This window comes from Bacillus sp. JKS001846 (assembly GCF_900176455.1).
In the GTDB taxonomy this organism is placed as follows: domain Bacteria; phylum Bacillota; class Bacilli; order Bacillales; family Bacillaceae_G; genus Bacillus_A; species Bacillus_A cereus.
The window spans coordinates 5033966-5047366 of sequence record NZ_FWYG01000001.1 but is presented as its reverse complement, the minus strand read 5'-3'; the positions used below and the strand labels follow the sequence as shown (position 1 = coordinate 5047366).

Here is a 13401-nt window from a genome sequence, read left to right as displayed (position 1 = left end):
AATTTCATGCTTAAAATGAAAAAATTATTTACTTTAATCGTATTTTCATGTTTATTTGTGCTTGTTGTTGCTGGTTGCGGAAGTAAGAAAGATGAGGCAAAGGAAACAAATACGAAGCAAGGCGGGGCTGTTGAGCAAATTAAGAAACGAGGGAAATTAGTAGTTGGGGTGAAGAATGATACGAATTTATTTGGATTAAAAAATCCTTCAACAGGGCAGGTAGAAGGATTCGATGTTGATGTCGCGAAGGCACTTGCGAAAAAGATTCTTGGAGATGAAAAGAAGCTAGAGCTGAAAGAAGTAACGTCTAAAACACGTATTCCAATGCTGAAAAATGGTGATATTGATGCAATTATTGCAACAATGACAATTACGGAAGAACGCAAAAAAGAAGTGGATTTTTCAGATGTATATTTTAAAGCAGGACAATCGTTACTTGTGAAAAAAGGAAGCAATATTAAGAGTGTCGATGATATAAAACAAGGCGTTAAAGTATTAGCTGTAAAAGGGTCAACATCTACAAATAACATTCGTCAAAAGTCACCAGAAGCGACTGTATTAGAGTTTGAAAATTATAGTGAGGCATTTACAGCGTTAAAGGCAGGTAAAGGTGATGTGTTGACGACAGATAATGCGATCCTTTACGGAATGGCAAAACAAGATTCTAATTATGAAGTAGTAGGAAAAATTTTCACAGATGAACCGTATGGAATTGCAGTGCAAAAAGGGGCAGATGATTTAACGAAAGAGATTAATACTTTAATTAAAGACATGAAAGCAAGCGGAGAGTATGACAAATTATATGAGAAATGGATTGGACAAAAACCAGAAAAGTAGATAGTAAAAGTGAGAGGATGAGAGTACTCATCCTCTTCTTGTAAAGAAAGAGGGGAGAATATGTGCCTGATTTTTCTATATTAACGAATAACATTGATATGTATTTAGAAGGATTTAAATATACAGTTATGTCTAGTGTAATTGCATTGATAGGTAGTTTTATTTTAGGAGTAATTTTGGCAGTAATGCGTATTGCACCTATTCGTATTTTAAATTGGATAGGATCAGCTTTTGTGGAGTTTGTAAGAAATATTCCACTCGTATTAATTGCATTTATATTCTATTTTGCTTTACCTGTAATAGGAATTACTTTAAATGGTTTTGTAGCAGGAACAGTTACGCTTACGGTATATACGGCAGCTTTTATTGCAGAAGTAATTCGCGCTGGTATTTTATCAGTTGCGAAAGGGCAGATGGAAGCTGCTCGCTCTTCAGGGCTAACGTATGTGCAGGCGATGTATTATGTTGTCTTACCCCAAGCAGTGAAAATTGTAATTCCCCCTTTAGGAAACCAGTTTCTCAATTTAGTTAAAAACTCCTCAATACTTGGAATTATTGCTGGTGCTGATTTAATGTATCAAGGAGATTTAATTTCAACGAAGACGTTTGTTACGTTTGATGTTTATATATTTGTCGGGATGTTTTATTTAATATTAACAATTCCGCTCAGTATGCTAGTGCGTTATTTAGAAAAACGCTTAGCAAAGGAGGCGGTGTAAATGGATTTCAAGGGAGCAATTACAGGAGATCATATTCTATTTTTATTAAAAGGATTACTTATAACATTAGAGGTAGCGCTCATAGCAATTGTACTTAGTTTTATTATTGGAAGTGTAATCGGTATATTGCGCTACACGAAAATACCTGTCGTCTCACAAATATTAGGAGTTATAGTTGAAGTGATTCGAAACTTACCACTACTTTTAATTATATTTTTCACGTATTTTGCACTTCCAGAAGCAGGCTTGAAATTAGAAATTATAACAGCTGCAATTGTTGCTTTAACAATATTTGAGGCAGCAATGATATCTGAAATTGTTAGAAGTGGTTTATTGTCTATTGAAAAAGGGCAGGTTGAAGCCGCAAGATCTTCGGGATTAACTTATGTGCAAGCGCTTTGGCATATTATTTTGCCACAAGCATTAAGGAGAATGGTTCCGCCGCTTGTCAGTCAATTTATTTCATTGCTGAAGGATACGTCGCTAGCGGTTGTTATATCACTCCCTGAGCTTATGCATAATGCTCAAATTATTAGCGGGCAAAATGTGAATTACATGATTCCAACATTTATATTAGTAGCTTGTATGTACTTTATCGTAAATTATAGTTTATCAATTTTATCGAGAAGATTAGAACTTCGTTGACTCTTACAATATATGTAAGGGTTTTTTCCTTGTTTCTCCTTATTTTCCTCTAAATAGAATCTAAATCTTGCAATAATTCGATTTTTATATTATTTTATCAGAAAAGTTTTAATTTTATATAGAAAATGTAATCGCTTTCGTGTATATTTTTATTATCAGAAAATTTTAACAAGATATAGGGGTATTGGTAGGGGGAGGATTTAGATGCAGCAACCAACGAATGAGAAATTACATCGTACGATGAAGAGTAGACATTTATTTATGATCGCACTTGGTGGTGTAATCGGAACTGGTTTCTTCTTAGGTTCAGGTTACACCATTAATCAGGCTGGACCAGGGGGAGCCATCCTTTCATATTTAGTAGGCGGATTTATTATGTATTTAACAATGCTTTGTCTTGGAGAGTTAACGGTAGCAATGCCAGTTTCAGGTTCTTTCCAAAAGTATGCAACGAAGTTTATTGGACCAGGAACGGGCTTTATGATTGGCTGGTTATACTGGCTTGGCTGGGCAGTAACAGTGGGTCTAGAATTAACGTCAATAGGTTTAATGATGAAAAGATGGTTTCCAAATGTTGATGTTTGGGTATGGTGCCTTGTATTCGGTGTTATTTTATATGCTTCAAACGCAATTTCGGCAAAAAGTTATGCTGAATTAGAATTTTGGTTTTCTAGTATTAAAGTAGTTACCATTCTTGCCTTTGTTGTTCTTGGTGGTAGTGCATTATTAGGGTTTATATCATATGACGGAAAAGAAGCAGCACCTCTTTTCTCTAACTTTGTAAGCGATGGTGGATTATTTCCGAATGGACTAGCTGCCGTATTACTTACGATGATTACAGTTAACTTCTCGTTCCAAGGAACAGAGTTAATCGGGATTGCAGCGGGAGAAAGTGAAAATCCAGAAAAAACAATTCCACGCGCGATCCGTAATACAGTATGGCGCATTATGTTATTCTTCATTTTAACAATGACGATTTTAGTAGGGTTAATTTCTTGGAAAGAAGCTGGCGTAATTGAAAGTCCATTCGTAGTCGTATTTGATAAAATCGGTATTCCGTATGCAGCTGATATTATGAATTTCGTTATTATTACAGCGTTACTATCTGTAGCGAATTCAGGATTATATGCGGCAACTCGTATACTATGGTCACTTGCAAATGAAGGAATGGCACCAAAGTCTTTCCAAAAAGTAAATAAACGTGGTATTCCAATTACAGCGTTAGTTGTAACAATTGCTGTAGCTGCTTTATCTTTATTAACAAGCTTCCTTGCAGAAGATACAGTATACATGTACTTATTATCTATAGCTGGTTTATCAGCTGTTTCAAGTTGGATCATTATTGCTTTATCGCAACTTCGCTTTAGAAGTCAGTATATAAAAGGCGGAGGAAAGTTAGAGGACTTAAAGTATAGAACACCACTATATCCAATCGTTCCAATTTTAGCTTTAATTACAAATAGTATCGTTGTTATTAGTTTAGCGTTTATTCCAGAACAAAGAATGGCGTTATACTGTGGTATTCCATTTATCATTTTCTGCTATATATATTATTATATTAGTAAGAAACGGCAGAAACCGATGAAAGTGGAGATGGAAAAAACAAATGAAACTAACAATCAAACACGATGATATAGAAGCAGATTTATCGTATGGTCAATTAGCGATTGGAAAAGAAAACGGTTATTCACCGTTACAATTACTCGTTTCTTCTATCGCAGGGTGTAGTGCAATTGTCTTTCGAACGATTTTAGAAAAGAAACGTATTCCATACGATACGTTTACAATCGAAACTGAAATTGGTAGAAGTGAAGCGTTATCGAAGCCAGTTGAAAGTGTTCATTTGCACTATAAAATTAAAGCGCAAAATATTACAGAAGAGCAGCTGGACAAGGCGCTGCAACTTGCAGTGAAAAATTGTACGATTGTTCAATCTGTAAAAGATAGTATAAAGGTTACGGAAACAATTGAACTAATAAAATGAAACATAAAAACGTGAGAATACGGCTCTCACGTTTTTATGTTTTTAATAAAGGGGGAAATATGATGGAATGTTTAGGGTGTAAATTAGCAGGCGGAGAGGAAATTATATATATAATATATGAAGATGATTATGTAACTTGCTTTTTAGATCATGCGCCTTTCTACTCAGGACATACTTTAATTGTGCCAAAGCAACATGTTGTAGAAGTAGATGAATTAAATGATGTTGTAGCAAAATCCGTTATGGATGCTTCTAAGCTTATTGCAAAAGCGATTAAGATAGTATATAAACCTGACGGAGTTACAGTTTGTCAAAATGGTGGAGTATTTAACGAGTTAACACATTATCATATGCATGTCGTACCAAGATATAAAGAGCGTTCGTTTGCTGAGTTTTATATGGTACAACCAGGAGAAAAGCAGAATCATAACTTGGAAGAGACACAGAATTTGTTAAAAGAAGCGATAGAGCATATGCTGCTTACTGAAAAGGCGTAGCGGTCAGGAAAATTCTAATATTAAAAAGCCCAATTTCTCAGTTAAAATAGAGAAATTGGGCTTTTGTTTATTCTATTATTAAATTTTATACATAAAAAGATTTTGCAGTGTCACAAAGTATAGCGCTTATTCGTTATATAGAGTGAGAGGAGGAATTATATGAAAGTTACAAACAACGATTATGAAAAGATGGAAGAGCTATATGAGTTGTATGAACAAAAGATTTATTATGTAGCGTATTCTATTTTAAATAATATTCAACAGGCTGAAGATGCGGTTCAAGAGACGTTTATTACTCTTTATAAGAACTTGGAAAAGCTCCATAGCTTGGCTACTCAAGAGCTTAAACGCTACATTTTGAGGGTCGCGAAAAACAAGGCGATTGATAGTTACCGGAAAAACAAACGACATGAAACATTTTTAGAAGAATATGAAAGAGAATCTGTAGAAGCAGTAGATGAAAATATTGAAGAGTGGGAAAAACGTAAAATGTCTGAGGTTCAAATTGATGCATTGCTAAAAGAGTTAAACGAATCTAATAGACAGGTGTTTAAGTACAAAGTCTTCTATAACTTAACGTATCAAGAAATTTCAAGTGTCATGGGGATAACCGAGGCAAATGTCCGCAAGCAGTTTGAACGCGCTCGAAAACGAGTCCAAAATATGATAGGAGGTATACAACATGACGAATTCAAAGAACACCAAAGAAATATATGAACTTGCTGAAAAAATTGCTTTAGATGATTTTGATAAACTTGAAGAACAACATGAATTTTCACATACATATACGCGCAAAAAGAAATTGTTTATGGAGGAAATGAAGCCGCAAAATGGACAACCGCTGAAAAAGCGTAAAAGACATCGTATGTTAATCGCTGCTGCTTGCTTATTGATCGGCATGCCGACAACCGTTTTTGGAGCAGTAAAAGTCTATAATATGATTGTTCAAAAACAAAATTATGAAGTAAATGTGTCGGTAACAAATAAGGACACGAAAAAGGCTGATAAGTGGTATAAGCTGAAAATTGATAAATTACCAGAAAATATGGAAGCAATTGATGACTCTGCTATGAAATATTCATTTAAAGATAACGACGCAAATGGAGGCTTTTCATTTAGTCTTTGGAGAGTAGGGGAAAATGCGGACTTTCAAACTTTATATTCAAAAAGCTACGAAGAAAAAGAGATAGGTGGCAAGAAAGCAGTAATTGTTCATAAAGAAACTGGAAACAACAATGTAATGTTTGATAGGAAGGTCTTTCTCTTTTTTGAGAAAGAAGGGATTATGTTAGAAAGTTTTATTGGATCAGATATAAATGAAGAACAAATGATAGATGTCTTAGGGAATATTTCACTTGAGCCCACGTCAAAAGAAAAGGCATCACATATATCAAATTATGATAAAAAGTATTTTAGCCAAGCAGATGAACCTAAAAAATCTAAAGTGATTCCTTTGAAAAAAGATAGCAAACGACTATTTCATATAGGGCAAAAGGTTCCAGTAACGATATCTATGGATAACAGCCAAATTGAATATGTGATAGAAAAAGTTGAAGTTTTTGATTCGATTAAAGATTTTAAACAAGAGAACTTTAATGAACTTGGCCTAGGGATATTAAGCAAGAAGAAGGCTTTAGATCAGACGGGAAAATTACTATCATACAGACGAGATGAATATAAATTAGGGAATGGTAAAGATTCAATTGATACATTAGTAGATTCGAAATTAGTTAATGTTAAATTTGTCTACTTAACAACAACAGTGAAAAATATTGGCAAAAAGTCGACAGAAGAAATCTATATGCATCCATCCATAAAACAGCTTAAATTTGAAGGGAATGCATGGAAATACGCTAAAGAAGAGGGGATGGACGCAACGCGTATTATGACAGGTGAAGTTGATTATTTAGAACCTCACGGAGATGGAAAAAGTTTTTACAATATTGGCAGTATTACACCAGGAGAAACGGTAAAAGTTAATTTAGGTTATTTTGTAGATGAAGATAAATTAGATTCAATCTTTTTGGATGCTTTCAATTACAGAGGGATTGGTGACACTGAAAATATGAATTCGAAAAATCGTTGGTGGTTTGATATTCGTCAATAATAAAACAATAGGAACAACAGGACAAAGAAGCTGCTTATATTTAGCAGCTTTTTTCGTCTTCATACATATGTAAAACTTCTTTCGCACGCATACGTAAACCATCTATCAATTCTGTCGGTTCTAAAACTTTTGCATCTTTTCCGAGTCTATAAAATAAAGGGGTAATAAAATTGATTTCTCCTTTATCAATTGTTGAATGTATATATCCTGTCCCGTTTTCGTTTGTTACAACGAATTCTTCAAGGTAAGGCACGCTTTTACATTGGCGTACGCCTTCTGGTGTCAGTAAAACATGTAACTGAGTAGGGATGTGTACTACGTTAGAGTTAGAGGAAAACCACTCTTCTAAATTCATGAATGTATCCTCATTTTCTTTCGTTGATAATATAGAAAGAATACGATCGATGCGATACAGTAATACTTTTTTCCTGTCATAGTCATAGGACGGTAAGTACCATAGCCCGTCATGAGCATATACACCGATAGGATGAACATGTTTTGTTTTTATCCCCGTTTTAGATTCGTATTGAAAGTGTAAATTTTTATTTTCAATAGCCGCTGTTAACACTTCGTTTAAAAGTGGTGTATCAATTGTTCTCTTTGGATTCCAAAAGGCGATATAAGAACGTATTTTGTCAACTTTCGCTTTCGCATCATGTTGTAGGGAGCTATATAGTTTATGTGTAACGGAATTTATTTCTGTGTTAAAAGGTAAGTCTCTGTAGTAGCTTAAAGATTGAAAGGCAAAAAAGATGGAGACTGCTTCTTCTTCGGTAAATAAAATAGGTGGAATTACTCTATTCGTTAATACTTTATATCCTCCGTTGCGACCTTGTTCAGCGTAAATGGGTAATCCCATATCACTTAAATCTAAAATGTATCTATGGACAGTACGAACAGAAATATTAAATTCATCAGCTATTTCTTGCGCTGTAAATGCTTTTTTCGCAGAAGCAAATATAAGAATATCTAATAAGCGTTTAGCTTTTGACAAATGTATCACCTTTTTTCTTTTTAAACATGACATAAATTGTCGTGTTTTATTGTTAGTATATTGTTTACAGCATAATGTTATCAAGATGAGATGTAAGGAGGAAAAAATATGTCACGTGAAATAGTTTTATTTATTGCGGCGAGCTTAGATGGATATATTGCGAAAGAAGATGATGATTTACAGTGGTTAATGGAAACCGAAGGGGAGGGAGATAACGGTTATACAGAAATGTACGAAACGATTGATACAATAATTATGGGAAAAAGAACGTACAATTATGTAGTAGAGCATACAGAAACATTCCCGTACTTAGATAAAAAATGTTATGTTTTTTCTAATTCGGAAAAAGGTTCAAACGGAAACGTGGAGTTTGTAAATGAAGATGTAGTAGAGTTTACAAAAAGGTTAAAATCGCAAGAAGGATCTAAAATATGGATGGTCGGTGGAGGGAATCTACTGAGAGAATTCTTTAAGAATAATCTAATTGATGAATATGTTGTCACGATTACCCCTCACATATTAGGTTCTGGAGTTCCGTTATTTCAAGATAAGAATCCGGAAATTAATTTAACTTTAACGGATACGAAACGTTTTGGGCAATTTGTAAATTTATATTATAAAGTAAAATGATAAAGAAACACGACTACTGATGGTAGTCGTGTTTCTTTATAGATGGCAATGAAATGATAAAGCAAGACCCGTAATCGACTTCGCTCGTTACAGTAATATTTCCGTCGTGTAGTTCTACAATTTCTTTTACGATAGATAGCCCTAAACCAGTTCCGCCTGTAGATCGTGTTCTTGCTTTATCGACACGGTAAAAGCGGTCAAAAATGTGAGGGAGGTCTTCAGGTGGAATACCTTCGCCTTCATCTTCAATTGTAATGGAGATACGTTTATGTTCTTCTGTAATAGAAATGTTTATATGAGAATGTTCTTTTGAATGTCTATAAGCGTTATTTAAAATGTTACTATAACTTGTTCAAATCGCTGTTCATCTAAGTTTACTAGCAGTGTAGGAGGACAAGAGAAAGAAACCTTAATATATCTTTCTTTATACATGGCGTTTACTTTTTCAGCTATGCGAGTAAAGAAGGTGTGTAAATGCACTTCCTTTACTTGAATAGAAAAGTTATGTTGTTCCATTTGTGCAAGTGAAAATAAATCTTGAACTAAGTTTGTAATGTAATCAGACTCATCTTTTATAATAGATAAATATCGTAAACGTTGCTCAGGAGAGGTGCTTTCTTTTAATGCAATGTCTGCATAACCTCTTACGTATGTTAACGGTGTTCGTAATTCGTGAGCAACACTTGCTAGAAATTCACTTCGCTCTGTTTTCATATAATGTAGATCATTTGCGAGCGTCTGGATAGATGATGCTAGTTCACCAATTTCATCATTTCGAGTAGTTGTTAATGAAACGGACAAATCACCTTTACTCATTTTTTCAGTGGCATGTTTCATGTGTAACAATGGTTTTGTTAATAATCGAGATAATAGAAAAATGGTGATGACTGTTAGTAGAAATGTGATGATACCGGCAATAATGAATTGTTTCGTTAACCCATTAACCAGCTCTTCAATTGATTCTGTTCCAAGAAACATGTACACATAGCCTTCATGTTTTCCATCTACTACAATGGGGCTAACTGTACATATATAATTAGATGTTTTCCAATGATTTTCTATAATCGCTCCGTTATGGTCTGTTCGAGTTTGCATTTTACTAATATGATCGTTTATAGTCGTGTTTATTTCGTTAGATTTAGCTAGTATTTCTTTATTTGCATTTGTAATAACGACAGTTGTTTCAGCTTCAGATTCCATTAATGCTACGTGAGAGATGGTTTGCTCATCGTAATATTTTTCAAGTACATCTCGATGACTATTTCCTCGCTTTAATAAAGCTGTCATTTCTTCATTTACTCTAGTGTTTACAAGACTATAATAGAGCAAAATAAAGAGAACACTTTCAATTAAAAGTGTAACAATTAAAAAATAAAATCCGAATTGAATTGAAATTCGTTTCATCGTTTTGCCCCTTACTGTTCAGTATCAATCCATCGATAACCTACTCCATACACGGTTTTTAAATGATGATCAATAGGGAAATTTGCTTTTCGCAATTTATCACGTAAATTACGAATATGTGAATCGACTGTGCGATCTTCTGTATTTGTGTTTAACCCCCAAATTCGTTCGATGAGCTGATCACGGTTTAATACGTAGTTCACATGGCGTAAAAATAATCCGAGTAAAGAAAATTCAATTGGTGTGAGAAGGAGTTCTTCACTATGGACAGAAACGAAGTGTTTTGTTTCATCCCATACAATACCGTGATATTGGATTTGTTTATGTTCATTTGTACGTCTTAAAACGGCTTCAATTCTTGCGAAAAGTTCTTCTTCATGGAAAGGTTTCGTTACGTAATCATCGGCTCCAAGTTTTAATCCTTGAACGACATCTACTGTTTGATCACGAGCTGTAACCATAATAATAGGAATGTTACTAAAAGATCGGATTTTTTTGCACGTTTCCCATCCGTCCATCTTTGGCATCATAATATCGAGTAAAACAAATTTAAAGTTTCGATTTTCTATATGTAAAATAGCTTCTTCTCCTGAAGTCGCACATACGCAGTTATATCCAATTGGTGTAAGATAAAGCGTTAATAATTCAAGCATTCTCGGTTCATCGTCTACGAGCAGTATATCAATCATAGAGAGCCCTCCATATTTATAATCGTTACTTAAAGTGTAATGCAAAATCATGAAGAAATGGTGCAGATTATGATGCGTCTGCATAATTTCTTCAGAATTGCTTGTTATTGTGGAGTTGAAATTACATTTTAGGTAATCATATTGGCTCAAAAATGATTAATACGGAGGCGGTATAGTGAAAAAAATGACCCGAATTTTTGGGATAACAATAATTACAGCAGTTGGTCTTACTGCATGCGGACAAACGAATACAGACCATAAAAACCATGAATCTACAAAAGAGAAGAAAACAGAGCAAAAGGAAATGAAAATGAATCAGGAGGTAACGGCGCCAAAAGAAATGAACCAAGGTGCATCTAATGATTTATTAACGACAAGTTTAAAAAATGTAACGAGATTAAACACAAATGATCCTTCGCAAATGGCAGTATTAACTTCGCAAACGATATGGCCAGCAACTCATAAGGAGAACCAGCCAGGTGCTGTTATTTTAGTACCAGCAAGCGAGTGGCAATTAGGTATTGCGAGTGCAGATCTTATTCATCATCCGAATAACGGGCCGATTTTATTTATAGAAAAAGAAAAGATACCGGAAATGACGTTAAAAGAAATAAAACGATTAAATCCAATCGGAACGAAAGATGGAACACAAATTATGGTGATGGGAGATGTAGGTACTAGCGCGCTTGAACAATTAAAAGGTTATAAAGTAAAACAAATAAAAGAAACGGACCCAGCTATATTTGCGAAGGATGTTGATAAGGAGTATGCCGATATAACAGGAAGCTACCCAAATAGTGTTATTATCGGTTCGTCTGCAGAAGAAGGACGTTTATATACAACCCCCGCTGTAAATTGGATTTCTCATATGCCGGAACCACTACTCTATACAGAAAAGAATAAAGTGCCAGAAGCGACAATAGAGGCATTAAAAATGAGAAAAGATAAAGCAAATATATATGTATTAGGGCCAGAAAAAATTGTTTCAAAAGAAGTAGAAAAAGAGCTAAGCAAATACGGGAAAGTAACGCGTATTAGTGGAGAGACCCCTACAGAAAACTCGATTGCGTTCGCTAAATTTAAAGATGAAAAAACAAAATTTGGCTGGGGATTCACAAAACCTGGTCACGGTTTATCATTTGTTTCAAGTAAAACACCAGATTTAGCAGTTGCTGGGGCATCTTTTTCACATATGGGTAAACATGCACCTGTTGTATTATTAGAAGAAGGTAAAGCTTCCCAACCAGTGTATGACTTCCTTGCAAGCATTCAGCCGAAGTTTAAAGATGATCCAACACTTGGACCATATAATCACGGTTTCTTATTAGGAAGTACGAGTGATATTTCATTTGAAATACAAGGAATACTAGATGAGAGGTTAGAAATTGTTCAGGAAAGTAGTCAAGGACACGGTGGACATTAATGAAATGAGCAAAGACGCTACTGATATAGCGTCTTTTTCTTTAGGAAACTTTTACATAGTAAAAAATCTTCTACTCGTTATATAATAGCTTTCGTGCAGTCGGCTAGATTTTCTTATGGAGAAAATCAAATGATAAAGGAGTAGAGGAGTGGTATTTTGTTTCAAACGATAAAAAATGATTGGTTTTCTAATGTGAGAGGGGACGTGTTATCAGGAATTGTCGTTGCTTTAGCATTAATCCCTGAAGCGATAGCCTTCTCTGTTATTGCAGGCGTGGATCCAACAGTTGGACTATACGCAGCCTTTTGTATTGCAGTTACCATTTCATTTGTTGGCGGAAGAACTGGGATGATTTCAGCTGCAACAGGTGCAATGGCATTATTAATGGTAACGCTTGTTAAAGATCATGGTTTCAATCGGAACGTTTGATTGGAACTCTGTAACAACAATTCATAAAGTACCAAAAGGAAACGCATTTGTTATGATCGTAACAGTTGTGATTGTCCTAATTACACATAATTTAGCATTAGGTGTAATTATCGGAACAGTAATTAGTGCGGTGTTATTTGCATTCAATATGGCAAAGATTCACGTGAAACATTTATATATTGAAAATAAGAAAATATACGAAATTCACGGTCAACTTTTCTTTGTAGCTACAGCCGATTTCATAAATAATTTTTCATTTAAAGAAGATGTAAAAGGAATTGAAATGAATTTTACTCATGCGCACGTATGGGATGATTCAGCAGTGGCATCAATTGATAAAGTTATCATGAAGTATGAACAAAGTGGTGTGAAAGTAACTATAACAGGATTAAATGAACGTAGTTCAAAACTTGTTGCAAATTTAGCGACTTATAATAAAAGAATTGCTAGTTAAAAGCCTCCTTTTTAGAGGGCTTTATTATATAATACGAGTAGGATAACGAAAAGGGGATTCAGCATATGTACAAACAAATTATATTAGCATGTGACGGTTCTGAACATGCACTTCGAGCAGCAGAGCATGCAACATATATTGCGAAATGTAGCGAAGAAACAAATGTTGAAGTTGTGTACGTAGTAGATAATAGAACGGCAAAATCAGATATTATACAAGGTCAAACAGATTTAGAAACAATATCGGCTAGTCGAAAAGATAAATTAAAAGAGATTGAAGGTTTATTAAAGAAAGAGAACATTTCTTATACAATTACGATATTACATGGTGATCCTGGAGATACAATTGTTCAATATGTAAATACAGGAGATATAGATCTTGTCATTGCTGGAAGTAGAGGGCTCAATACACTGCAAGAAATGGTGCTTGGAAGTGTAAGTCATAAAATAGCAAAACGAGTGAAATGTCCGGTGATGATTGTAAAATGAAATAGAATGTAACGAAGACCTTAGTATAACTGAGGTCTTTTTTTATGTATAAATGACTCTTATTTGTGGAAATACTAGATATATAAGTTGAAAAGATGTTA

Annotated in this window: 13 protein-coding genes and 2 pseudogenes; 12 read left to right on the top strand and 3 right to left on the bottom strand. The window is 34.4% G+C overall.

Features of this window, described 5'->3' with window-relative positions:
• Window positions 1–6: 6 nt before the first annotated feature.
• The 8 genes from glnH (at window position 7) to B9A45_RS27050 (ending at window position 6789) form a co-directional block, all read left to right on the top strand.
• On the top strand, window positions 7–837 hold the full coding sequence (glnH, locus tag B9A45_RS27085) for a glutamine ABC transporter substrate-binding protein GlnH (RefSeq protein WP_000916491.1): 831 nt from the start codon (window positions 7–9) through the stop codon (window positions 835–837).
• 62 nt (window positions 838–899) lie between these two features.
• A complete protein-coding gene (locus B9A45_RS27080; RefSeq protein ID WP_001112667.1) occupies window positions 900–1556 on the top strand; it encodes an amino acid ABC transporter permease in 657 nt (218 codons plus the stop codon).
• The gene (locus B9A45_RS27075) at window positions 1557–2201 is read left to right on the top strand and encodes an amino acid ABC transporter permease (RefSeq protein WP_000345955.1); all 645 of its coding nucleotides are present in this window, start codon (window positions 1557–1559) and stop codon (window positions 2199–2201) included.
• A 204-nt stretch (window positions 2202–2405) separates the two neighbouring features.
• Window positions 2406–3833, top strand: a complete 1428-nt coding sequence (locus B9A45_RS27070; RefSeq protein WP_001187113.1) for an amino acid permease — start codon at window positions 2406–2408, stop codon at window positions 3831–3833.
• On the top strand, window positions 3808–4185 hold the full coding sequence (locus B9A45_RS27065) for an OsmC family protein (protein ID WP_000778834.1): 378 nt from the start codon (window positions 3808–3810) through the stop codon (window positions 4183–4185). The genes B9A45_RS27070 and B9A45_RS27065 overlap by 26 nt, the downstream gene beginning before the upstream one ends.
• A 62-nt stretch (window positions 4186–4247) precedes the next feature.
• Window positions 4248–4682: an HIT family protein gene (locus B9A45_RS27060; RefSeq protein WP_084065504.1), complete on the top strand. Its 435-nt coding sequence runs from the start codon at window positions 4248–4250 to the stop codon at window positions 4680–4682.
• A gap of 159 nt (window positions 4683–4841) precedes the next feature.
• Window positions 4842–5399, top strand: coding sequence for an RNA polymerase sigma factor (locus B9A45_RS27055; protein ID WP_084065503.1), 558 nt, complete (start codon window positions 4842–4844; stop codon window positions 5397–5399).
• Window positions 5365–6789, top strand: coding sequence for a DUF4367 domain-containing protein (locus B9A45_RS27050; RefSeq protein ID WP_084065502.1), 1425 nt, complete (start codon window positions 5365–5367; stop codon window positions 6787–6789). The genes B9A45_RS27055 and B9A45_RS27050 overlap by 35 nt, the downstream gene beginning before the upstream one ends.
• A gap of 40 nt (window positions 6790–6829) precedes the next feature.
• Here the strand turns inward: B9A45_RS27050 and B9A45_RS27045 are convergent, their stop codons facing one another.
• A complete protein-coding gene (locus tag B9A45_RS27045) occupies window positions 6830–7816 on the bottom strand; it encodes a helix-turn-helix transcriptional regulator (protein ID WP_042991513.1) in 987 nt (328 codons plus the stop codon).
• 75 nt (window positions 7817–7891) lie between these two features.
• Here B9A45_RS27045 and B9A45_RS27040 point away from each other — a divergent pair, with 75 nt between their 5' ends.
• On the top strand, window positions 7892–8413 hold the full coding sequence (locus B9A45_RS27040) for a dihydrofolate reductase family protein (protein WP_000085777.1): 522 nt from the start codon (window positions 7892–7894) through the stop codon (window positions 8411–8413).
• Between the two features lie 13 nt (window positions 8414–8426).
• Here the strand turns inward: B9A45_RS27040 and B9A45_RS27035 are convergent.
• Together B9A45_RS27035 and B9A45_RS27030 are read right to left on the bottom strand one after the other, a co-directional pair.
• Window positions 8427–9817, bottom strand: a pseudogene (locus B9A45_RS27035) (ATP-binding protein).
• A gap of 11 nt (window positions 9818–9828) precedes the next feature.
• The gene (locus tag B9A45_RS27030) at window positions 9829–10506 is read right to left on the bottom strand and encodes a response regulator transcription factor (protein ID WP_000565483.1); all 678 of its coding nucleotides are present in this window, start codon (window positions 10504–10506) and stop codon (window positions 9829–9831) included.
• A gap of 175 nt (window positions 10507–10681) precedes the next feature.
• Here B9A45_RS27030 and B9A45_RS27025 point away from each other — a divergent pair, with 175 nt between their 5' ends.
• The 3 genes and pseudogenes from B9A45_RS27025 to B9A45_RS27015 all read left to right on the top strand — a co-directional run bounded on the left by B9A45_RS27025 (window position 10682) and on the right by B9A45_RS27015 (window position 13300).
• Entirely contained in the window at window positions 10682–11929 is a 1248-nt protein-coding gene (locus B9A45_RS27025) for an ArsR family transcriptional regulator (protein ID WP_084065501.1), read from the top strand.
• 156 nt (window positions 11930–12085) lie between these two features.
• Window positions 12086–12812 (top strand): annotated as a pseudogene (locus B9A45_RS27020) (SulP family inorganic anion transporter).
• A 65-nt stretch (window positions 12813–12877) separates the two neighbouring features.
• The gene (locus tag B9A45_RS27015) at window positions 12878–13300 is read left to right on the top strand and encodes a universal stress protein (RefSeq protein WP_000277999.1); all 423 of its coding nucleotides are present in this window, start codon (window positions 12878–12880) and stop codon (window positions 13298–13300) included.
• Window positions 13301–13401: the final 101 nt, after the last annotated feature.

Excerpts from the sequence above, each read along its gene's own strand:
- glnH (WP_000916491.1), top strand. The coding sequence starts at position 7 with ATGCTTAAAATGAAAAAATTATTTACTTTAATCGTATTTTCATGTTTA.
- B9A45_RS27075 (WP_000345955.1), top strand. The coding sequence starts at position 1,557 with ATGGATTTCAAGGGAGCAATTACAGGAGATCATATTCTATTTTTATTA.
- B9A45_RS27070 (WP_001187113.1), top strand. The coding sequence starts at position 2,406 with ATGCAGCAACCAACGAATGAGAAATTACATCGTACGATGAAGAGTAGA.
- B9A45_RS27065 (WP_000778834.1), top strand. The coding sequence starts at position 3,808 with ATGAAACTAACAATCAAACACGATGATATAGAAGCAGATTTATCGTAT.
- B9A45_RS27060 (WP_084065504.1), top strand. The coding sequence starts at position 4,248 with ATGGAATGTTTAGGGTGTAAATTAGCAGGCGGAGAGGAAATTATATAT.
- B9A45_RS27055 (WP_084065503.1), top strand. The coding sequence starts at position 4,842 with ATGAAAGTTACAAACAACGATTATGAAAAGATGGAAGAGCTATATGAG.
- B9A45_RS27050 (WP_084065502.1), top strand. The coding sequence starts at position 5,365 with ATGACGAATTCAAAGAACACCAAAGAAATATATGAACTTGCTGAAAAA.
- B9A45_RS27045 (WP_042991513.1), bottom strand. The coding sequence starts at position 7,816 with ATGTCATGTTTAAAAAGAAAAAAGGTGATACATTTGTCAAAAGCTAAA.
- B9A45_RS27040 (WP_000085777.1), top strand. The coding sequence starts at position 7,892 with ATGTCACGTGAAATAGTTTTATTTATTGCGGCGAGCTTAGATGGATAT.
- B9A45_RS27030 (WP_000565483.1), bottom strand. The coding sequence starts at position 10,506 with ATGATTGATATACTGCTCGTAGACGATGAACCGAGAATGCTTGAATTA.
- B9A45_RS27015 (WP_000277999.1), top strand. The coding sequence starts at position 12,878 with ATGTACAAACAAATTATATTAGCATGTGACGGTTCTGAACATGCACTT.